At 74.9% G+C, this 20,141-nt stretch carries 25 protein-coding genes; 16 read left to right on the top strand and 9 right to left on the bottom strand.

The features are described from left to right. Nucleotides 1-45 precede the first annotated feature (45 nt). Nucleotides 46-1,365, top strand: a complete 1,320-nt coding sequence (locus SM611_RS32145; RefSeq protein ID WP_371954085.1) for an APC family permease — start codon at nt 46-48, stop codon at nt 1,363-1,365. Nucleotides 1,366-1,570: 205 nt separating this feature from the next. Continuing rightward, nucleotides 1,571-2,071 carry a MarR family winged helix-turn-helix transcriptional regulator gene (locus tag SM611_RS32150; RefSeq protein WP_371954086.1) on the top strand — a complete coding sequence of 167 codons (501 nt, stop codon included), beginning with the start codon at nt 1,571-1,573 and terminating at the stop codon, nt 2,069-2,071. Here SM611_RS32150 and SM611_RS32155 read toward each other — a convergent pair. Continuing rightward, nucleotides 2,068-3,057, bottom strand: coding sequence for a helix-turn-helix transcriptional regulator (locus tag SM611_RS32155; protein ID WP_371954087.1), 990 nt, complete (start codon nt 3,055-3,057; stop codon nt 2,068-2,070). The two genes, SM611_RS32150 and SM611_RS32155, sit on opposite strands and share 4 nt — an antisense overlap. A 99-nt stretch (nt 3,058-3,156) precedes the next feature. Between SM611_RS32155 and SM611_RS32160 the strand changes: the two genes are divergently transcribed. Together SM611_RS32160 and SM611_RS32165 are read left to right on the top strand one after the other, a co-directional pair. Then, nucleotides 3,157-3,597: a VOC family protein gene (locus tag SM611_RS32160; protein ID WP_371954088.1), complete on the top strand. Its 441-nt coding sequence runs from the start codon at nt 3,157-3,159 to the stop codon at nt 3,595-3,597. A 109-nt stretch (nt 3,598-3,706) separates the two neighbouring features. Then, the gene (locus SM611_RS32165) at nt 3,707-4,348 is read left to right on the top strand and encodes a hemerythrin domain-containing protein (protein ID WP_371954089.1); all 642 of its coding nucleotides are present in this window, start codon (nt 3,707-3,709) and stop codon (nt 4,346-4,348) included. Between the two features lie 16 nt (nt 4,349-4,364). On the opposite strand, the gene SM611_RS32170 is transcribed toward SM611_RS32165, so the two are convergent. After that, a complete protein-coding gene (locus SM611_RS32170) occupies nt 4,365-5,315 on the bottom strand; it encodes a glycoside hydrolase family 183 protein (RefSeq protein ID WP_371954090.1) in 951 nt (316 codons plus the stop codon). Between the two features lie 597 nt (nt 5,316-5,912). Between SM611_RS32170 and SM611_RS32175 the strand changes: the two genes are divergently transcribed. From SM611_RS32175 to SM611_RS32215, 9 genes are all read left to right on the top strand, one after another. Next, nucleotides 5,913-6,266 (top strand): hypothetical protein, encoded by a 354-nt coding sequence (locus SM611_RS32175; protein WP_371954091.1) that lies wholly within the window; start codon nt 5,913-5,915, stop codon nt 6,264-6,266. 248 nt (nt 6,267-6,514) lie between these two features. After that, entirely contained in the window at nt 6,515-6,952 is a 438-nt protein-coding gene (gene gvpJ, locus SM611_RS32180; protein WP_371954092.1) for a gas vesicle protein GvpJ, read from the top strand. Further along, nucleotides 6,949-7,722, top strand: a complete 774-nt coding sequence (locus SM611_RS32185) for a GvpL/GvpF family gas vesicle protein (protein ID WP_371954093.1) — start codon at nt 6,949-6,951, stop codon at nt 7,720-7,722. Before gvpJ ends, SM611_RS32185 begins: the two co-directional genes overlap by 4 nt. 5 nt (nt 7,723-7,727) lie before the next feature. Beyond that, nucleotides 7,728-7,979 carry a gas vesicle protein GvpG gene (locus tag SM611_RS32190; protein WP_371954094.1) on the top strand — a complete coding sequence of 84 codons (252 nt, stop codon included), beginning with the start codon at nt 7,728-7,730 and terminating at the stop codon, nt 7,977-7,979. A gap of 12 nt (nt 7,980-7,991) precedes the next feature. Further along, a complete protein-coding gene (gene gvpO, locus SM611_RS32195) occupies nt 7,992-8,252 on the top strand; it encodes a gas vesicle protein GvpO (protein ID WP_371954095.1) in 261 nt (86 codons plus the stop codon). Between the two features lie 6 nt (nt 8,253-8,258). Beyond that, nucleotides 8,259-8,684, top strand: a complete 426-nt coding sequence (locus SM611_RS32200) for a gas vesicle protein (RefSeq protein WP_371954096.1) — start codon at nt 8,259-8,261, stop codon at nt 8,682-8,684. Beyond that, nucleotides 8,681-9,616 (top strand): GvpL/GvpF family gas vesicle protein, encoded by a 936-nt coding sequence (locus tag SM611_RS32205; protein ID WP_371954097.1) that lies wholly within the window; start codon nt 8,681-8,683, stop codon nt 9,614-9,616. Before SM611_RS32200 ends, SM611_RS32205 begins: the two co-directional genes overlap by 4 nt. Continuing rightward, on the top strand, nt 9,613-9,819 hold the full coding sequence (locus SM611_RS32210; RefSeq protein WP_371954098.1) for a gas vesicle protein: 207 nt from the start codon (nt 9,613-9,615) through the stop codon (nt 9,817-9,819). Before SM611_RS32205 ends, SM611_RS32210 begins: the two co-directional genes overlap by 4 nt. Then, on the top strand, nt 9,816-10,325 hold the full coding sequence (locus SM611_RS32215; RefSeq protein ID WP_371954099.1) for a gas vesicle protein K: 510 nt from the start codon (nt 9,816-9,818) through the stop codon (nt 10,323-10,325). The genes SM611_RS32210 and SM611_RS32215 overlap by 4 nt, the downstream gene beginning before the upstream one ends. Before the next feature lie 55 nt (nt 10,326-10,380). Here the strand turns inward: SM611_RS32215 and SM611_RS32220 are convergent, their stop codons facing one another. The 4 genes from SM611_RS32220 to SM611_RS32235 form a co-directional block, all read right to left on the bottom strand. After that, entirely contained in the window at nt 10,381-11,481 is a 1,101-nt protein-coding gene (locus SM611_RS32220; RefSeq protein WP_371954100.1) for an MFS transporter, read from the bottom strand. Nucleotides 11,482-11,629: 148 nt separating this feature from the next. Beyond that, a complete protein-coding gene (locus tag SM611_RS32225) occupies nt 11,630-12,238 on the bottom strand; it encodes a TIGR03086 family metal-binding protein (RefSeq protein WP_371954101.1) in 609 nt (202 codons plus the stop codon). A 403-nt stretch (nt 12,239-12,641) separates the two neighbouring features. After that, a complete protein-coding gene (locus SM611_RS32230; RefSeq protein WP_371954102.1) occupies nt 12,642-13,199 on the bottom strand; it encodes a GNAT family N-acetyltransferase in 558 nt (185 codons plus the stop codon). 125 nt (nt 13,200-13,324) lie between these two features. After that, on the bottom strand, nt 13,325-14,035 hold the full coding sequence (locus SM611_RS32235) for a DUF72 domain-containing protein (protein WP_371954103.1): 711 nt from the start codon (nt 14,033-14,035) through the stop codon (nt 13,325-13,327). Between the two features lie 118 nt (nt 14,036-14,153). Between SM611_RS32235 and SM611_RS32240 the strand changes: the two genes are divergently transcribed. Beyond that, on the top strand, nt 14,154-15,173 hold the full coding sequence (locus SM611_RS32240; protein ID WP_371954104.1) for a tyrosine-type recombinase/integrase: 1,020 nt from the start codon (nt 14,154-14,156) through the stop codon (nt 15,171-15,173). Between the two features lie 45 nt (nt 15,174-15,218). On the opposite strand, the gene SM611_RS32245 is transcribed toward SM611_RS32240, so the two are convergent. Then, entirely contained in the window at nt 15,219-15,857 is a 639-nt protein-coding gene (locus tag SM611_RS32245; protein ID WP_371954105.1) for an HAD family hydrolase, read from the bottom strand. Between the two features lie 202 nt (nt 15,858-16,059). Here SM611_RS32245 and SM611_RS32250 point away from each other — a divergent pair, with 202 nt between their 5' ends. Together SM611_RS32250 and SM611_RS32255 are read left to right on the top strand one after the other, a co-directional pair. Then, a complete protein-coding gene (locus SM611_RS32250) occupies nt 16,060-16,713 on the top strand; it encodes a DedA family protein (RefSeq protein WP_371954106.1) in 654 nt (217 codons plus the stop codon). Between the two features lie 112 nt (nt 16,714-16,825). Beyond that, the gene (locus SM611_RS32255; protein WP_371954107.1) at nt 16,826-17,584 is read left to right on the top strand and encodes a phosphatase PAP2 family protein; all 759 of its coding nucleotides are present in this window, start codon (nt 16,826-16,828) and stop codon (nt 17,582-17,584) included. Between the two features lie 79 nt (nt 17,585-17,663). On the opposite strand, the gene SM611_RS32260 is transcribed toward SM611_RS32255, so the two are convergent. Continuing rightward, nucleotides 17,664-18,323, bottom strand: coding sequence for a response regulator (locus SM611_RS32260; protein WP_371954108.1), 660 nt, complete (start codon nt 18,321-18,323; stop codon nt 17,664-17,666). Next, nucleotides 18,320-20,095: a sensor histidine kinase gene (locus SM611_RS32265; protein WP_371954109.1), complete on the bottom strand. Its 1,776-nt coding sequence runs from the start codon at nt 20,093-20,095 to the stop codon at nt 18,320-18,322. Before SM611_RS32265 ends, SM611_RS32260 begins: the two co-directional genes overlap by 4 nt. Nucleotides 20,096-20,141 lie beyond the last annotated feature (46 nt).

The following is a 20,141-nucleotide window of genomic DNA, read 5'->3' on the forward strand; positions in this document are numbered from 1 at the left end:
TGCCCTTCCCCAGCCCCCTGTCGCCGCGTTCCGAGGAGGATGCCGATGGCCCCGCGAGTTCCCGGTCCCCAGCCGCCCGACACGCCCGCGCCCGGGCCGGACGGCCCCGCCCGCCTGGCGCGCCGGCTGGGGACCGGGGACGCGGTGTTCATCGGGTTGGGCTCGATGATCGGGGCCGGGGTGTTCACCGTGTTCGGCCCCGCCGCCCGCGCGGCCGGCACCGGCCTGCTGCTCGGGCTCGCGGTGGCCGCGGTGATCGCCTACTGCAACGCGGTGGCCTCCGCGCAGCTGGCGGCCGCCCATCCGGCCTCGGGCGGCGCCTACATCTACGGCCGCGAACGGCTGGGCCACTGGTGGGGATTCACGGCCGGGTGGGGGTTCGTCATCGGCAAGACCGCCTCGTGCGCGGCGATGGCGCTCACCTTCGCCGCCTACGCCGTCCCCGGCCCATGGTGGGCGCGACGCCTCGCGGCGATCGCCGCGGTGACGGGCCTGGCCGCGCTCAACTACCGCGGCGTGACCCGGACCGCGCTGGCCGCCCGCGTCCTGGTCATCGCCAGTCTCACCGTGCTGGCCGCCGTGGTGCTCGCGATCGCCGCCGGCGGTGGCGCCGGCGCGCCCGGCCTTCACGGCCGGGCCGTGCTGGGCCACGGCGGCGCCTACGGCGTCCTGCAGGCCGCCGGGCTGCTGTTCTTCGCCTTCGCCGGGTTCGCGCGCATCGCCACCCTGGGCGAGGAGGTCCGCGACCCCCGGCGCACCATCCCCCGCGCCATCCCTCTCGCGCTGCTGATGACCGTGGCCGTCTACGCCGCGGTCGGCGTGGCGGTGCTGGCCGCGCTGGGCCCGGACCGGCTCGCCACCGCGGCCGCGCCGTTGTCCACCGCCGTCCAGGCCGCCGGCGTCGGCGCCCTGGCCCCCGCGGTGCGCGCCGGGGCCGCGCTCGCGGCGCTCGGCGCACTGCTGGCCCTGCTCGCCGGCATCGGCCGCACCGTCCTGGCGATGGCCCGCCACCGCGACCTGCCCGGCCCGCTCGCCGCCGTCCATCCCCGCCACCGGGTACCCCACCACGCCGAGATCGCGGTCGCCGTCGCCGTCAGCGCGCTGGTCGCCGTCGCCGACCTGCGCAGCGTGATCGGGTTCTCATCCTGCGGCGTGCTGATCTACTACACCATCGCCAACGCGGCCGCCTTCACCCAGCCCGCCGCCGACCGCCGCTGGCCGCGGCCGCTGAACGTGTTCGGCGCCGTCGGCTGCCTCACGCTGGCCGCCACCCTGCCCTGGCACTCGGTCCTGGCCGCGGCCGGCGTGCTCGCCGTCGGCCTGACCGGCCGCGCACTCGTACTGGCACGGCGACCACGGGACTAGCGGTCGCGGCCGGTGCCGCAGCGCCGGCCGACGCCTGGACTCGACCCGGCCGCCACCACCCGCGGCCGGCTACGGCGGCGCCCTCGGGGGATGCGGCGGCGTTCCCGATGGCGGGCGGCGGTTCCGACGGCGTCGACGGCGTCGAGTGCGTGGTGCGGTGCCCGGAGCGGTCGGTAATCTCAATGTTGAGATTTCGGGAGGGGCCGTGGCGGATGCGGTAGACGAGATCCTGGCGCAGTGGGCGCGGGAGCGCCCCGACGTGGACGTGTCCGCCATGGGCGTCATCGGGCGGATCTCGCGGGCGCAGCTGCTCCTGGGGCGTGAGCTGAAGCGGTTCTTCGCCGAGCAGGGGCTGGAGAGCTGGGAGTTCGACGTGCTGGCGACGCTGCGCCGGCACGGCGCGCCCTACGAGCTGACGGCGGGGGCGCTGCTGCGGGCCGCGATGGTGACGTCGGGGGCGATCACCAACCGGATCGACCGGATGGAGGCCAAGGGGCTCGTCGAGCGGGTCCGCGACGCCGCGGACCGCCGGTCGGTGCGGATCCGGCTCGCGCCGCGCGGCCTGGAGCTCGTGGACGAGCTGGTCGCCCTGCACGCCGCCAACGAGGACCGGCTGCTGGCCGCGTTGGACCCGGCCGAGCGGGAGCGGCTGGCGGCGGCGCTGCGCGCCCTGCTGGAGTCGCTGGGCGACACCTCCCTCGGCTAGCGGGACGGCCGGCGGGGGAAGTCCCGGACGGCGCGGGCGGCGCGCGCGGCGATGGCGGCCAGGTGCGGGGCGAGTTCGGGCGGGTCGAGCAGCGTGTAGTCGACGGGCAGCAGGGCGACGCGGTGGGCGAGGAACCGCAGCGAGTCCGAGTGGGTGTGCAGCAGGCAGGCGTCCTCGCCGGCCGGTTCCAGGACGCCCTGCCAGGCGGTGACGTGCTCGGCGGCCTCGGCGATGGGGGCGTGCAGCAGCAGCCGCGCCCGGATCGTCCCGGATCCGCCGGCGAGGGCGTCCATCGTCCAGGACACGGCGTCGGCGCCGCCGGGCAGTTCGCGGACCGGGCCCCGCACGCCGGTGCGATGCGGGGCGCTGACGCGGTCGGCGCGGAAGGTGCGCCAGGCGCCGCGATCCTCGTCGTGGGCGACCAGGTACCAGCGGCGCCCGGCGGTGACGAGGCGGTGCGGCTGCGCCAGCCGCCGGGTCCGGTCGCCGCCGGCGGCGGTGTAGGTGAAGCGGACGTGCTCGCGGGTGACGCAGGCGGCGGCGAGCAGGGCCAGAATCTCGGGGTCGGCGGCGGGCGGCGCGCCGTCCTGCGGGGGCAGGGACACCGCGGCCTCGGTGAGCGCGGCGACGCGGTGCCGCAGCCGGTGGGGGAGGACCCGCTCGAGTTTGGCGAGGGCGCGCAGCGAGGTGTCCTCGATGCCGGTGACGGCGCCGGCGGCCGCGGTGCGCAGGCCGATCGCGATGGCGGTGGCCTCGTCGTCGTCCAGCAGCAGCGGCGGCATCGCGGCGCCGGCGGTGAGGCGGTAGCCGCCGGCGCCGCCGCGGGTGGCGTGCACGGGGTAGCCGAGTTCGCGGAGCCGGTCGACGTCGCGGCGGATGGTGCGGGCGGTGACGCCGAGCCGCTCGGCGAGTTCGGCGCCGGGCCATTCGCGGGGCGCCTGCAGCAGGGACAGCAGTTTCAGCAGCCGCCCGGACGGGTCGCGCATGTTCCCCATCATGCCGTCCACTTAGGACGTTCGGTGACCTAATGCCGGTCTAGCGTCGGTACCGAGGCCGGACGTCCCGCGCCTCGCGAAGGAGGAGCCATGCTGCGCGGATTCGCCACCATCAGCCTGTGGGCCGACGACCTGGAGGCGGCCAGGGACTGGTACGCCGAACTGCTGGGCGTCCCGCCGTACTTCAGCGTCCCCGGGCCCGACGGCCGCGCCGGGTACTACGAGTTCCGCGTCGGGGACTACGAGCACGAGCTGGGCCTCATCGACGCCCGCTTCCGGCCGGACGGCGGGCCGGGCGGCGGCGCGGACGGCGGGCCGGGCGGCGCGGTCATGTACTGGCACGTCGACGATCTGGAGGCGGCGGTGGAGCGGCTGCTGGCGATGGGCGCCCGCGAGCACGAGAAGGTCACCGAGCGGGGCGAGGGGACGGGGTTCGCGACCGCGTCGGTGGTCGACCCGTTCGGCAACATCCTGGGCGTGATGACCAACCCGCACTACCTGGAGATCCTGGCCAAGGCCGGCCCGCGCTGAGCGGCCCGGCGCGTCCACCTCGGGCGAGCGGCGGGGCGCGGGCGTGTGAGATGCGTCTCTCCGGCTCCGGGGGTGTCACGTCCGCGGCGGCCGGAGGCCTCTTACGTGCATGGGAACTTTCGTGGTCCGGCCGCGCGACACGACCTGCCACGCCCTGCTGTACGCCGCGCACGACGCCTTCCGCCGGGACCTGGACCGGCTCGCGGCGGCGGTGGCGGCCGGCAAGGGCGGGGCCGCGCATGTGCGCGCCGGGTGGGACAACCTCAAGGACCAGCTCCGCCTGCACCACGACCTGGAGGACCGGCTGCTGTGGCCGCGGGTGGAGCGCGCGGTGGCCGGGCGCCCGGCGGAGGCGGCCGTGCCGGCGCAGATGCGCGCCGAGCACGCCCGGATCGGGCCCCTGGCCGCCCGCGTCGACGCCGTGCTGACCGATCCGGCGCCGGTGGACGGGCGCGCGGTGGCGGCGGTGGCGGCCTTCCGGGAGGCGCTGGAGGCGCATCTGCGGCACGAGGAGGCGACCGCGCTGCCGCTGGCGGAGTCGCTGCTGGAGCCCGCGGAGTGGCGGGCGCTGGCCGCCGAGGCCGAGGGCCGCTGCGCCGCGGGCGCGCCGCTGTTCGTCCCGTGGGTGGTGGACGGGATCGCGCCGGTGGCGCGCAGCCGGTTCCTGACGGCGCTGCCCGGCCCGGTCCGCGACCGCAACCGGGTGGCGTGGGAGCCCCGCTACCGCAAGCGCCGCCTGTGGAGCACCTGACCGGGCTGGGGCGCGGTCACCAGGGGACGGCGCGGACGCGGACGTGGTCGTCGGCGGGGTCGTAGTACGACAGCAGCAGCGCCCCCCGGGTGCTGAGGCCGGGATGGCCGATGAGGGCGCGGCACTGGTCGAGGCCGGTCCCGCCCGAGCAGCCGACGGTGCCCTCCCCGGCCGGACGCCAGGGGCCCTCGGGCGCGGCGGCGCGCCAGAGCCGGTACCGGCCGCCCAGCCCGGTCTGCTCGATCATGACCAGGCCCCTGCCGAGGCGGGCGTAGTCGGCGACGTGGACGGCGTAGGGCGCGGCGCCGGGAACGACGCCCGCCGCCTGGAACGCGTCGCGGGTCCACCCGGCGGCCGTCCGGTACTCGTAGGCGGCGGGGTCGCGCCAGGCGGCGGGGTCGGCGCGGACGCGGGCCAGGGCGACGCGGCCGCCGGCGCAGGCACCGAACCCGTGGGCGTCGCAGACGGCCGCGAACAGGTACAGGTGCCCGGCGGCGAAGACGGGGGAGCCGAGGTTCTGCTGGAACGGCAGCCCGCCGGGCGCGGTGAAGGGCCTCGCGCGGCCGGTGAGGGCGTTGCGCGCCGGCCGGTACTCCACCATCCCGAAGCCCTGGGTGCTGATGGACGCCGCGGTCACGCACACGTCGGTGTAGGTGATCAGGACCGTGTCCGCGCCGGGCGGGAGGGCGGCGCCGGACACCCAGGAGGCGCTGTAGGCGGTGCCGGGCACGTGGCAGGGCCGCCCGCCGGGCAGGACGAGGCCGGGCGGCGGCCCGAGCAGCCCCTGCGGGGGCCGCGCCGCGCCCGTGTCCGTGTCCGCGCCCGTGTCCGCGGCGGGTGCCGGTCCGTGCGCGGTTCCGGAGGGGGCGGGGAGTTCGGTGAGGGCGGTGGGGACGCGGCCGGGGACGGCGGGCGCGGTCGCGGCGGTGGCGCCGAGCCACAGACCGGGACGGGTGCCCGTCCACACCGAGTCGCAGAACAGCCACAGGCTGCGGCCCGGTCGTCCGGGCAGCGGGGCGCTGTAGCCGCAGTCGCGGTCGATGGCGTTGCCGGGCGCGGCGGTCTCGTAGCGCGACAGGACGCGGGCGGGCGGCGCGGCCCCCGGCTGCGGCGGGCGGGCGGGGGCCCCGCCGGACGCGGTCGCAAGGACGGCGGCGAGCGCCGCGGCCGCCAGGGCGAGGGCGGTGCCGGCACGGGGAGGACGGCGGTTCAGCGGGACCTCCTCCCGGGAGGGGTGCGGCGGCGGGATCTCACAGCGTGGCCCGCCGCCCCGTCCGCGATCAACTCCGGCCCCGGGCGGGCGCCCCTCAGAACCGGGTGGTGACGGCGGATTCCAGTCGCCACGAGGACGCGGGACGCAAAGGCCATGTTTGCCCGGACCTGCTCGGGTACGCCCGGTACGGGCCGGTACGCCGACCCGACTGCGCGGACGTCCGGCGACGGCGCAGGAGGAAGGGGCCGATGACCGGGCAGGTCCCGGCGGCCCCCGACCGCGGCGCGCACGAGCGCACCCTGCGCGGCGGCCGACGGCCGGCCCCCACGATTCCCCCGATTGGAAGGACAGATGATGAAGACCCCCTCGGTTCCGGGCAACGGGCCCGGACAGGTGAGCGAGACCGCGGCCAAGGCCGGCCGGTCCGCCGGCAAGACGGCCGGCGAGGCCACCGGGAAGACGGCCGGCAAGACGGCCGGAGGCGCGGCGGGCACCGCGAAGGAGACCGCCGGGGCCGCCGGCGCCACCGCGCGGGCCGCGGGCAAGACCGGCGGCCAGGTCGCCGGCCAGGTCGCGGCGCTGCCCGGCCGGGCCACGGCCCTGGCCAAGCTGGTGACGCTGCGGCGCTTCCTGCGCGCCGCGCCGGTCGCCGCGGCCGCCGTCGCCGGCGTCGTCGTCGGACGCGTCACCGCCAGGAAACGCTGACCCGGCACCGCCCGCGCGTCGACCGAACGCCCCCGGCCCCGGCCGGGGGCGTTCCGGCTTTCCCGCCCGGACCGCGCACGAAGCCCCCCATGAAACCCCTCTTGAAGCCCCCGTGAAGCCCACCGCGGCATGACCCGCACCCGGCCGGACACTGACCGTCCCGTGACCGAAACGAGGTCGTCAGTTTAGAGAGATCTCTGTGGGTACACCCGGGTCGTGCCAAAAGCAACCCCTGACGAGGAGATGAGATGACTGGGCCAATCGCCCAGCAGACTTCGGGCAGCAACTACGTCCAACGCGGCGGATCCGGCAGCGGGCTCGCCGACGTCGTCGACCTGATCCTGGAGAAGGGTCTGGTCATCGACCTGTACGCCCGCGTGTCGCTGGTCGGGATCGAGATCCTCACGATCGACGTGCGGATCGTCGTCGCCAGCGTCGACACCTACCTGCGGTTCGCCGAGGCCGTGAACCGCCTCGACATCGCCCACGACGGGACCTCGCAGGGCCTCCCCGAGTTCGTGGGGGGCATGCAGGAGTCGGGCGCCAAGAAGAAGACGCGCGGCGCGCTGGAGGGCGCGCAGGAGCGGCTGAAGGAGACCTTCGGCGGCGGCGACTCCGACGAGGAGGAGGACAAGCAGCCCGCGCGGCGCCGCTCGTCCAGGAAGAAGGAGGACGAGGAAGAATGACCACGCCGCAACCCCCCGGCGACCGGGTCCCGCAGTACGTGTACGGAGTGACCCGCGCGGACGCGGAACTGCCGGCGGAGATGACCGGGCTGGACGACCGGCCGGTGTCGCTGGTGCAGAACGGCGGCACGTGCGCGGCGATCGTCAGCGACCTGCCCGCCGACCGCGCCCTCGGCGAACGCGCCGACCTGGTGGCCCACCAGCGGGTCCTCAACGCGCTGGTCGAGGCCGGCACCGTGGTGCTGCCGTTCCGGTTCGGCGCGGCGCTGGCCGACCGGGAGGCCGTGGAGAAGGAACTGCTCGCCGGCAACTCCGACCGCCTGGGCCAGGTCCTGGACCAGCTGGAGGGCCGCGTCGAGCTGCGCCTCAAGGCCACCTACGTCCAGGACGAGGTCCTCGGCGAGATCATGTCGGCCGAACCGGAGATCGCCGAGCTGTCGCGCCGGCTGCGCGAGGTCCCGCCGGACGCCGCCGACGCCGTCTACTACGACCGGATCCGGCTCGGCGAGCTGATCGCGCAGGCGATGGAGCGGCGCCGCGACCAGGACGGGCAGGTCCTGCTGGACGGCGCGGCCCCGGCCGCGGAGGCGTTCGCGCGCAAGACGCCCGCCCGGGAGGAGGACGTCCTGGACGCCTCCTTCCTCGTCCGCGCCGACCGCCGCGCGAGCTTCGAGGAGGCCGTGGACAAGCTCGGGCAGGAGCACGGCGACCGCATCCGGCTCCGGCTGATCGGGCCGCTCCCGCCCTACGACTTCGTCCCGGAGGCCTGAGTCAGATGGGACTGTTCAGCGGCCTGGTGACGCTGCCGCTCGCACCCGTCAAGGGCGTGGTCTGGCTGGCCGAGACCCTCACCGAGCAGGCCGAGGCGCAGCTGTACGACCCGGGGCGCATCGCCGCGGAGATGCAGCAGATCGCCGACGAGGCCGCCGCCGGTGAGATCACCGACGAGGAGGCCGCGGCCCGCGAGGAGGAGCTCATCCAACGGCTGAACGAGGGCCGCGCCCGCGGCTACCGGCCGGACGGGTAAGGGAGGCAGCCGATGATGTCCGCGTCCGAGGCCGCCAAACGCGCGGCCGAGCACGTCACCGCGATGACCGGCCGCAGCGCCGAGAGCGTGGTGGGGATCGAGCGCGCCGGCGAGGGCGGCTGGCGCGTGGCGGTGGAGGTCGTGGAGACCCGCCGGATCCCCGACTCCGCCGACATCCTCGCCTGCTACGACACCGAGGTGGACGCCGACGGCGACCTGGTCGCCTACCGCCGCGCCCGCCGCTATCCCCGCGGACGAGTGGAGAGGGACTGAGACGCAGTGAGCGAGATCTCCTGGACCGGGCAGCGTTCCCCGGCACGGTCGATGGCCGGTGAGCGGTCCTCGGCCAACCTGGCGGACCTGCTGGAGCGCATCCTCGACAAGGGGATCGTGATCGTCGGGGACATCCGGGTGAACCTGCTCGACATCGAACTGCTGACCATCAAACTGCGGCTGCTGGTGGCATCGGTGGACCGGGCGAAGGAGATGGGCATCGACTGGTGGGAGCACGACCCGTCGCTGTCGTCCAAGGCCCGGCAGGACGAGACCGCCCGGGCGCAGGACGCCGACCGCGAACTGCTGGAGGAGAACCGGCGGCTCCGCGAACGCCTCGCCGCCCTGGAGGCCGGCCCGCCGGACGCCGGCACTAACGCCGGCACCGGCGGCGCCGGCCGCCCCGAACAGCGGAAGGAGCGCAGATCATGACCGGCACGCCGATCGCCGGCGGCCCCGCCGACACCACCGCCGTCTACCTGTACGGGGTGGCGCGTCACCTGGACCCCGCCGCGCTCGGCGACGCCGCCGGCGTCGCCGGCGCGCCCGTGCGCGGCGTCACCGCCGGCGAGCTGACCGCCCTGGTCAGCACCGTCGCCCTCGCCGAGTACGGCGAGGCCGCGCTGCGCGCCAACCTCGAGGACCTGGAGTGGCTGGAGGCCACCGCCCGCGCCCACCACGACGTGGTGGACCGCGCCGCGCACGCCGCGCCCACCGCCCCGGTCCGGATCGCCACGATCTACCGCGACGACGCGCGCGTCGCCGAGGTGCTCGCGGCGCAGGGCGAGCGGTTCACCGAGATCCTCGACCTGATCTCCGGCCGCTCGGAGTGGGGCGTGAAGGCCTACGCCGACCCCGAGGCCATGCGCGGCGACGACATCCCCGACGACATCCCCGCCGACCCACCCGACGGCGGGGGCGCAGATCCCGGTGGGGGGCTCGCGCCCAGAGCCGAGCCCCTCACCGGCCCCCAGCCCACCGGCCCCGCGCCCGCCCCGTCCTCCGGCGGCGGCGTCGGCACGGCGTACCTGCGGCGCAGGCAGCAGGAACGCCGCCGCCGCGCCGAGGCGGGACGCCGGGTCGGCGAGCAGGCCGACACCGTCCACGCCGAACTCGCCGACCACGCGGTGGCCTCCCGGCACCACCCGCCGCAGGACCCGCGGCTGTCGGGCCGGGCGGGCACGCAGATCCTCAACGCCGCCTACCTGCTGGACGAGGAGCAGGTGGCCGGATTCCTGGCGGTGACCCGCGCGGCCGGTGAGCGGCTGCCGGGCATCGAGCTGGAGGTGACGGGGCCGTGGCCGCCCTACTCCTTCATCGACACCGCCGCCGCCACGCCCGCGCGCGAGCCGGGGGACATGTGACGGCCGTCCTCGACCACGGCGGCGACGCCCCCCTGGAGCGCATCGCGCTGGTGGACCTGCTCGACCGGCTCCTGGCCGGCGGCGTCGTCATCGCCGGAGACCTGGTGATCTCCATCGCCGGAGTCGACCTGGTGCAGGTGTCGCTGCGGGCGCTGATCACCACCGTCCGCGACGAGCTGCTGCCCGAGGAGGACCGCCCATGAACCGCCACCACCACGACCACGACCCCGGCGAGCACGGTCCCCGCGCCCGCGGGGACGACCGCCGCGAGCGCGGCCGGGAACCGGTCACGGGGGAGGTGTCGGTCCGCGACCCCGCCGCCGGGGACCCGTTCACCGACGACATCCTCGCCGGCCGCACCGGCGGCTCCGCCGCGAGCCCGGTGCGGGCGGCGCCCGCCCGGGAACGCGACCTGCGCGAACGCTCCTCCCGCACGATGCAGCGGCTCCGCTCCGACCCCGAGACCGTCGAGCGGGACCTGGTCAAGCTCGTGCTGACCCTCGTCGAGCTGATCCGGCAGCTGATGGAACGCCAGGCCCTGCGCCGCGCCGAAGGCGGCGACCTCACCGACCAGCAGGTCGAAGATCTCGGGCTGGCGCTGATGCGGCTGGAAGAGGCGATGACCCGGCTCAAGGACCACTTCGACCTCGACGACCACGACCTCAACCTCGACCTCGGCCCCCTCGGCCCCCTCCTGCCCGAGGACTGACGCCCCGGCCCGCCGGGCCTCACGCCGCATCCACCACCAGCCGCCCCTCACCCGCCTACATCTCCCGATGTACGCGCCCCCGCCACGCCCCCCACCCCAGCACGACCGCCACCACCACGTACGGCACCGCCGCCAAACCCATCAGCATCCCCGCCCCCCACCACCGCGACCCCAGCGCCCACCCCGCGTACACCAGCACCGCCACCGTCTCCGACCCGAACCCCGCCACCGACGTCACCGTCGCCCGCGCCCCATCACCGATCCGGTCCTGCAACCGGGCGTCCGCGGCCGCCAACGCCCACCGGAACACCCCGAACGCCACCGCCACCAGCACCAGCCCACCCGGCCGCCCGCTGAACGACCCCACCGCCAGGCACACCGCACCCACCACCAGCACCGGCGGCAGCCACCCGGTACGCCGCCCCGCCAGCCAGCCGCCCACCGCGTCGCCCACCGTCACCACCATCACCAGCAACGGCACCGACGCCTCCGCCACCCCCGACGACCGCACCAGCAGCGGCACGTACTCGTCCAGCGACGTCACACCCTCCAGCACCACCACCAGGACCAGCGCCCACCGCACCGCCGGCTCCCGCCGCACCTGCGCCCACCCCTCGCGCACCACCGACCCCAGCGACGGCTCGACCTCCGCCTCCGCCGCACCCCGCGACTCCGGCAGGAACCACCCCGCCACCGCACACGCCGCGCACACCGCCACGCTCGCCGCACCCAGCGCCCGGTAACCGCCCGCCGCCAGCACCGGCGACGCCACCGCCGACGCCGCCACCACCGCCAGCAGCGACACCGCCTCCGACCGGCCGATCAACCGCGCGTACGACCCCGCCGCCCCGGCGCGCTCCAACTCCTCGTACACCAGCGCCTGCATCGTCCCCGACCGCAGCGCCGACCCCGCGCCCCACAGCACGAAACCCGCGGCGAACACCGGATAAGAAGGAAAGAACGCCCACAGACCGAAACCCGTCCCCGCCAGCAGGGGAGAGGCCACCAGCAGCAACCGGCGCGAGAACACGTCCGCCCACAGACCGGACGGCAACTCCAGCGCGAACGTCGTGACCGACCAGATCACGAACAGCGACGAGATCGCAGCGGGAGACAACCCGGTCTCGGCGAACAGCACCGCATAGACCGGGTACAAAAGAACGAAATCCTCGAGGAACGCGTAGACGTACAGCCTCCGCGCGAGCCCCGCCTCAGGTGAAGATCAATGTCGTCGGCGCATACCCGCACCCTAACCGCTCCCCATCCCGGCCCGCACCCCGAAACCGGCGGGGGAGGGGAGGGGCTCAAACGGACGGATCACGTCCGAACAACGCCAGCAGCCGCGCCAGGTCACCGGCGCCGTCCGCGACACCGACCTCCGCACCCACCATCCCCGCCTCACGCACGCGCCGCGCCATCCGCTCCGCCGTCGCCAGCGCGGAACGCACCAGGTCCGCGTCCGGCGCCACCACCTGGCCCGTGGCCCGCGCCAGATCCCACGTGTGGACCAGCAGCTCCAGCGGATACCCCTCGAGCCACTCCCGCATCGTCGCGGGCCCGAACGCCAGCGGAACCGTCCGGTCCAGCGCCTCGGGCGTCAGCGCCGCCGCCATCCGAGCCCGCACCGCACGCCAGGACGCCACCGGGTCCGCGCCCGCGACCTCCCGCCAATCCGGATCGTCCTGGGGGAGCGGCCGCCCGGCCGCCCGCAGCTCGATCACCAGCAGCCCCGCGGTGACATGCCCCGCCACATCGACCGCCGCCCACCCCTCGCACGGCGAGGGGGAAAGCCACCGGTCCGCCGGCACCGCCGCGAGCACGGCCTCGAACCCGTCCAGCGCCCGGACGAAACCCTCGGGAACCACGCCGACACCACCACCCCGGATCGAGGACGCCGCGGCACCGCCTCGCACGATGCCATGATCAACCCGACCACGAGGGACCGCCCTTGTAAAGAGCGAGCGTCGCACCATCGCCTCAATGGGTTGAGCCGCGCGGCGGTCAGACGCTCGGAACCGGCGCGCCGCCCGCAGCGCGCAAGAGGGGCCCAGCCGGATCGTCGGCCGGGCCCTCTTGGGCGATCTTCGCTCTACTTAACATAATGTACATTATCGACCAAGCCTCAGACCTGCTGATAGTGGGGCGATGCAGGCGTCGCCCGCACCTCTCGGCGTCAGGTGCGGCGCGTTCGGCCGCGAATGCGCCGAGCCGCGCCCGCGGTCTGGAGCCGGCCGCCCGGGCGGTGGTGCCGGGTGACGCCGGTGTCCGAGGCCGGGAGCAAGATCATTCGCGCTCCGCCACCTTCCTGGTCGGTGATCACCGGTGTCCGCCGGTCGTGCGGTCCGGTTTCGGGTCGGCGGCGGGGGCGAGGGCGGGGTCGAGGGCGATCCAGTAGCGGTCCTCTCCACGGATGCGGCCGTCGGGAACGCCGCCGTTCGCCATGATCACCCGGCGCGACGGATCGTTGTCGGCCGCGCACGTCAGCAGGACGCGCTCCAGGCCCAGCAGGCGGCACTCCACCAGCCCGGCGGCCAGCATCCGCGTCGCGTGGCCCCGCCGCCGCCACGGCATCACGACGTGGTAGCCGACATGGCCCCCGACCTCGGCGAGCTCCGGCGTGAGGCGGTGCCGGACGATCAGCGTCCCCAGATAGTCCTCGCCCGAGACGTACCAGAACGTCGTGCACGGCACGCCCCACCGCCGCCGCACGCCCCGGCGCCCCGCCACGAAGGCGTCGAAGTCGCGGTACGCCTGGTCCAGCCAGTCCATCGGGTCGCCGGTCGCCAGATGGTCGGCCCGCTCCCCGGCCAGGAACGACGCGCGCACCGCCGTCGTCGGCGCGGTGAGACGCGGTGCAGGGAGGAGATCGCTCATGCGCCCCAGTCTGCCCGCGATCCGATTGGAACCGGGTCCTCCTCCGCTCCGGCCGTGCGCCGCTCTTCCGCGATAAACCGGACAGAAGCCGAATTCTGTTCGGTATCGAATCTGTGTTCGGTCCGTCAACCGCCTGTGGTGAGTTCGGTGAACCGGAGGGCGTTGCGGACGGCGGCGCCGCCGGGATCGTTGTTGAAGTAGACGTAGGCGTCGGCGCTGCCGGCCAGCTCGTCCGCCCAGCTCCGCAAGGTCTCGTCGTCGTAGTCGGGCCACGGTTCGGCCGGTCCTTCGTGGAAGCGCAGGTAGAGCCATCCGGTGGTCCGCCAGAGGGGCGTCTGGGAACGGCCGAGGCGGTCGGTCCAGCACAGGGCGGCGCCGTGCCGTTCGAGGACGCCGCGGGTCTCGTCCGTCCACCATGAGGGGTGGCGGGGCTCGACGGCGACGCGGACGTCGCCGGGGAATCGGCGCAGGCACGCGTCGAGGCGGCCGGGCTCGGCGCGCAGCGTCGGCGGGAGCTGCAGCAGGACGGGGCCGAGCTTGCCGCCGAGCCCGGCGGCGGCGTCCATGAGGCGCGCGACGGGTTCGGCGGGCTCGTTGAGGCGTTTCATGTGGGTCAGGTAGCGGCTGGCCTTCACCGCCATGACGAATCCGGGCGGGGTGTTGGCGCGCCAGGATTCGAACGTCTCGCGGCCGGGCAGCCGGTAGAAGGCGTTGTTGTTCTCGACCGTCGCGAAGACGTCCCCGTAGCGTTGCAGCCAGCGCCGCTGCGGGAGCCCGGGCGGGTAGAGGACGCCGCGCCAGTCGGCGTACTGCCACCCCGACGTGCCGATGAGCATCCGCCCCTCCCCCTGGTCCGGTGGTGCCTGCCGTGGTCCTACCCCTGACGGCGGTGCTCTGTCGGTGGCGGGCGGTAGCGTCCGGCGGGTGCGTCCTTCCGATGTTCAGCGTCTGACGGTGGCCGAGTGCGTGGATCGCTACGGGGAGATGGTGCGTGCGAAGACGTCGACGGGCGCGCTGGCGCCGGCGTCCGCCGAGGTGTACGCGCGGGATGTGGTGACGTTCGCGGCGCTGGCGGGCGCGGAGCGGGTGCTGGACGATCTGACGGGTGAGGACGTCGATGAGGTGCTGCTTCGGTTCGCCAGGAAGCCGGATGAGCGGCGGCGGGTGCGGGTCGTGGAGCCGGGGGGCGCGCCGTCGCAGAGTGCGGCGTCGCAGGCGCGGTTCCGGCGTTCGGTGTCGGCGTTCTTCCGGTATGCGGTGGTGGCGGGGTGGGTGCAGCTGAATCCGATGGACGCGGTGACGGTGCGGCCGAAGCAGCGGGGCGGGCTGCGGGCGGAGCGGCGGTCGCTGACGGTCGAGCAGGCGGAGGGGCTGCTGGGCGCGGCGCGTGACCTGGCGGAGGAGCCGGCGGCGGCGCCGCGGCGGCGGGATCAGCGGACGGAGTTGCGGGACGGGCTGATCGTGCTGCTGCTGGCGGCGGTGGGTCCGCGGGTGTCGGAGCTGACGGCGGCGAACGCGGAGGACTTCTTCGTCAACGGTGGGACGCGGTACTGGCGGATCTTCGGTAAGGGCGGGCGGACGCGGGACGTGCCGCTCCCCCGTCCGGTGGCGGAGGTGCTGGACGCGTATCTCGCGGAGGGCCGGACGCTGCTTGACCGGGGGCGGGAGCCGAAGGCGCTGCTGCTGTCGTGGCGGGGGCGGCGGCTGGCGCGGGGCGATGTGCAGGGGGTGATCGACCGGGTGCTGGAGCGGGTGGAGCCGGTGCGGCGGCGGAGCGTGACGCCGCACGGGCTGCGGCATACGACGGCGACGCATCTGCTGGCGGCGGCGACGGACATGGACGCGGTGCGGCGGGTGCTGGGGCACGCGGATCTGTCGACGCTGGGCCGGTACCGGGACGAGCTGCCGGGTGAGCTGGAGGCGGCGATGCGGGTGCATCCGCTGCTGGGGCAGGTGGAGGGCCGGCGCGGTTGAGGGCCGCTCCCCCGCTCCCCCGGTGGCGGGACGGTCAGGCGGCGGTCAGGCGGCGGTGAGGGTGCGGGCGAGGGTGTAGGCCTCGGTGAGGTCGGTGCCGCGGTAGTCGAGGGCGGCGATGTCGGCGAGGTGGTGGTCGGCGTTGACGGCGACGGTGTTGGTGAGGTGGCGGAACAGGGGCGCGTCGGACATGGAGTCGCCGTAGGCGGTGCATTGGGCGGGGGTGAGCCGGTGGCCGGCGCGGAGTTCCTCGGTGACGCGGACCTTGTCGTCGGGGGTGAGGATGCCGGCGGGGTCGAGGGTGCCGGTGAAGGGCATCGGGGGGAACCGTGAGGCGATGACGTCGTCGAAGCCGAGGGCCAGGAGGTGGCGGGCGAAGAAGTCGGGCGACATGGTGATGACGGCGGAGTGTTCGCCGCGTGCGCGGATGTCGGCGCAGACGTCGGCGATGCCGGTGAGCCAGGTGGCGGCGGTGTAGGCCGTGGCGACGATGTCGGGGGTGAGGTCGCGCCAGAGGCGGTGGATCTCGATGGAGAAGCCGCGTGTGTCGAGGGTGCCGGCGCTGAAGCGCGCCTCGAGTTGGTGGAGTTCGGGGAGGGTGCCGAGGTGGCGGGCGATTTCGAGGTTGGCGGTGGTGCCGGCGAGGAGTGTGCCGTCCATGTCGAAGATGTGCAGGTGTCCCACAGGGTGTGCAGTGTGCCGGAGGCGGGGGCGGCGGCGCGAACGGTTTTCGGTGGTCGTGCGGGGGTCGGGGTCGTGCCGGCGGGGGCGCGGGCGGGCCGGTAGGGCATGCGCTTCCGGTGTGGGCGGCCCCTGGCGAAAGTCGGGGGTGGTGGTGGTCGTTCGCGGGATCCGCCGGGTGTGATCGTTTTCTAGCGTCGTGTGCATGGACGGGATCTTGGGCGTGCTGGACACGGCGGTGACGTCGCCGTGGTTCTACCTGGTGTTGTTCGCGGTCGCGGTGATCGACGGGTTCTTCCCGGTGGTGCCGAGCGAGAGCCTGGTGATCACGGCGGGGGTGTACGCGGCGTCGGGGCGCTTGGAGCCGGTGGCGGTGGTGGTGCTGGCGGCGGTGGGCGCGTTCACGGGTGATCACGTGTCGTTCCTGGTGGGGCGCCGGGCGGGTGGGCGGCTGGTGCGGGGGTCGCGTGCGGGGACGCGGCGTCATGCGGTGTTCGGGTGGGCGCGGCGGACGCTGGAGGAGCGGGGCGGGCTGGTCCTGGTGGTGGCGCGGTACGTGCCGGGTGGCCGGACGGCGGTGACGGTGACGATGGGCGCGGTGGGTTACCGGCTGCGGTCGTTCTCGGTGTTCGCGGCGGTGGCGGCGGTGTCGTGGGCGCTGTACGGGGTGCTGCTGGGTCATGTCGGCGGGGTGGCGTTCGAGGACGATCCGTTGAAGGGCGTGGCGGTGGGGTTGGCGTTGTCGGTGACGGTGCTGGTGGAGGGGGTGCGTTTCGTGCGGCGGCGCCGTCGTGCGGGGGGCGGGGAGCCGGTGGCGGGGCGGGAGAGGGAGCCGGTGGGGCCGTTGTCCGGCGGGTGATGGCGGGAAAGTGACAGGGTTCGTGTGATGGTGGCCGTAGGGTGAACTTCGGCGGTCCGTCCGGTGTCTCAAGGGTGTCGGGCAGGGGCCGTCCGCGAGCGTGAGGGAGAGCATGGGAGCGCCGGATTTCAGCGCCGATCTGTACCGGGAGATCACCGGGTTCGCGCAGGGCACGCCGTCCTGGGTGCATGAGGTGGCGGACGTGGGGACCGATGGGGGGCTGCTGCTGTTCGCCGTGTTGTTCGTGGCGGGCTGGTGGCGTGCCCGGGGTCTGGACGCGCGGGCGATGGGGCTGGCGCTGCTGGCGCCGTTCGCGGTGGTGTCGGCGTATCTGGTGAGCGAGGTGTCGAAGAGCTTCATCGAGGAGGAGCGGCCGTGCCGGGCGGTGGCGGGGGCGGTGCACATCGCGGCGTGTCCGCCGCAGGGCGACTGGTCGTTCCCGAGTAATCACGCGACGATCGCGGCGGCGTCGGCGGCGGCGATCGTGGTGGCGTGGCGGGCGATGGCGCCGCTGGTGCTGCCGCTGGCGGCGCTGATGGCGTTCTCGCGGGTGTTCGTGGGTGTGCATTATCCGCATGATGTGGCGGCGGGGTTCTTGGTGGGGGTCGTGGTGGCTCCGCTGGTGGCGCTGGTGTTGGTGCGGGTGATGGTGCCGCTGATCGAGGGTTTGCGGGGCGTGGCGGCGGGTGCGGTGCTGCTGGGTGCGGGTCCGGTGGCGGTGGCCGGTGCGCGGGTGGGCGGTGCGCCGATGGGCGGGTCGGGGGTGCCGGTGCCGCATGCGGGTGTGGGGTCGGCTCCGTTGGACGAGGCGTCGGTGACGATGCCGGACGTGATGGGCGGTGTGACGCGTCGTCAGGGTCCGTTCCGCTAGGCGGAGGCGGTCGTGCCGGGCCGTTCCCTGTGGTGCTGTGGCGCCGCCGGGGACGGCCTGTTTCGTTGTGGGGGCCGGGTCAGAGTGGGGTGTCGATGAGGTCGGCTTCGTAGGCGATGACGGCGGCCTGGACGCGGTTGCGGACGTCCAGGCGGGTGAGGATGGCGCTGACGTAGGCCTTGACGGTGCCTTCGACGAGGTGGAGGCGGGTGGCGATCTCGGCGTTGGACAGTCCGGCGCCGAGGAGGGCGAGGACGTCGCGTTCGCGTGGGGTGAGGGTGGCGGTGCGGCGGCGGGCGCGGGTGCCGTCGGCGAGGCGGTCGCCGCCGATCTCGGTGATGACGCGGTGGGCGACTTTCGGGGAGAGGTAGGCGGCGCCGCCGGCGACGGCGTGGACTCCGGCGATGAGTTCGCGGGGGTCGCCGGATTTGAGGAGGAAGCCGCTGGCGCCGTCGGACAGGGCGCGGGCGATGTAGTCGTCCTCGCCGAAGGTGGTGAGCATGATGACGGCGGTGGCGGGGGCGGTGCGGCGCAGTTCGGCGGCGGTGGCGAGGCCGTCGAGGCGGGGCATGCGGATGTCGAGGAGTGCGACGTCGGGGCGGTGGCGGAGGGTGAGGTCGATGGCCTCGTGCCCGTCGGAGGCTTCGGCGACGACGTCGATGCCGGGGTCGGCGGTGAGGATGGCGCGGACGCCCGCGCGGATCATCGTCTCGTCGTCGGCGAGCAGTGCCCGGATCACTGGTTCTCCTGGTCGTCGCGGTGTCGTTCGCTGAGCTGGTGGGTGTCGTAGCTGTTCTTGGCGGTGAGGCGGCCGCCGGTGAAGCAGAGCCGGTAGATGCGGCTGAAGCCGAGGAGGTTGGCGTCGGGGCGGTAGTAGCGGCAGTGGGCGCCGGGGGGTTCGGGGACGGCGGCGCGGACGGTGCCGGTGTCCAGGGTCTGCATGGGCGGCAGGGTCTGCTCGACGCGGTGCTGGGGGGTGCCGACGGTGAGGGCGGCGTAGTCGGCGGGTGGGAGGACGGAGTTGAGGGTGGCGTTGATGTAGTAGCCGGCCATGAGTGCGCCGAGGAGTGCCATGAGGGCGGCGGGGACGGCGATGGCGGTGATGAGGCCGCGGCGGACCTGGAGTCGTTCGCGGGCGAGGTGGCGGGCGGATTCGGAGGGCCACTCCCCCGCCGGGGCGCCGGGGAGGCCGATGGCGGTGCGCGGGGTGCCTGCGGCGTTCGGGCCGGTGGCGGGGAGGGTGGCGGTGACGTGGAAGCCGCCGTCGGGGGTGGGGGCGGCGTCGAGGGTGCCGCCGTGGAGGCGGACGCGTTCGGTGAGGCCGCTGAGGCCGCGTCCGCCGGCGGGCAGGAGGGGCGGGTGGCCGGGTGGCGGGTCGTTGGTGATCGTCACCGTGGTGGCGCCGTCGTCGTGGGCGAGGGTGACGTCGATGGGGGCGCCGGGGGCGTGTTTGGCGGCGTTGGTGATGGCTTCCTGGACGACGCGGTGGGCGGTGAGGGCGGTCATCGGGGGCAGGTCGGGGAGGGTGCCGGGGCCGGTGAGGTGGACGGGGACGCCGGAGGCGCGGGCGCGGTCGACGAGGTCGGGGATGCTTTCGCGGGCGGGCCGGACGAGTGCGGCCGGGTCCTGCCCGGCGGCGGTGCTCGTGCCGGTGCCGGTGCTGCTGCCGGGGTCTTCGCGGAGGACGCCGATGATCTCGCGGAGGCGGTCGGTGGCGTCGGCGGCGCCGGTGCGCAGTTCGGCGGCGGTGCCGCGGTGGTGGTCGGCGAGGCCGGGGGCGACTTGGAGGGCGCCGGCGCGGACGGCGATGAGGGCGAGTTCGTGGCCGAGGGAGTCGTGCATGTCCTGGGCGATGCGGGCGCGTTCGCGGAGGCGTTCGCGTTCGGCGATGATGCGCTGCTGGTGTTCGAGGCGTTCGGCGCGTTCCCAGCCGGCGCGTAGGAGTTCCTGGTGCTGGCGCCAGTAGCGGCCGATGAGCCAGGGCAGGACGCCGAGGAGGACGAGCCAGACGGTGGAGGGGAACCAGGTGGCGACGTCGAGGCCGCGGGCGGCCGACAGGAGGGTGCCGCCGACGAACACGGCGGTGAAGCCCCAGAGGAGGGGTTGGGCGCGGACGGTGCGCAGGCCCGTCAGGTAGGACAGGGCGGGCATGGCGAACACGAAGTTGCCGTGGATGAGGTTGAGGGTGATGGCGGTGAGCAGGGCGGCGGTGGGCCAGGCGCGGGATGCGGCGACGGCGGCGGCGAGGACGGCCAGGCCGGCGCCTTCCAGCCACCATGCGGGGCGGCCGGGCTGGAGCGGGCTGATCATGTCGGCGGCGACGGGGAACGCCAGGACCGCGTAGAGCAGGACGTCCTTGACGAGTGCGGTGCGGGTGGGGCGGCGGATGGCGGTGCGCAGCGCGGAGGGGCGGGCCCGTGCGGCGGTTCCGGCCGGGCCGGTGGCGCCGTCGTCGCCTGAGGTGGCGGCGGTGGCGTGCGGGTGGGCTCCGGGGGCCGCGGGCTTGGTCACGGCACCACGCTACTGGCCGGCGAAATGGGGTGTTACTGCCGAAAGT

It is taken from the genome of Actinomadura monticuli (genome assembly GCF_041463655.1).
In the GTDB taxonomy this organism is placed as follows: Bacteria; Actinomycetota; Actinomycetes; order Streptosporangiales; family Streptosporangiaceae; genus Spirillospora; species Spirillospora monticuli.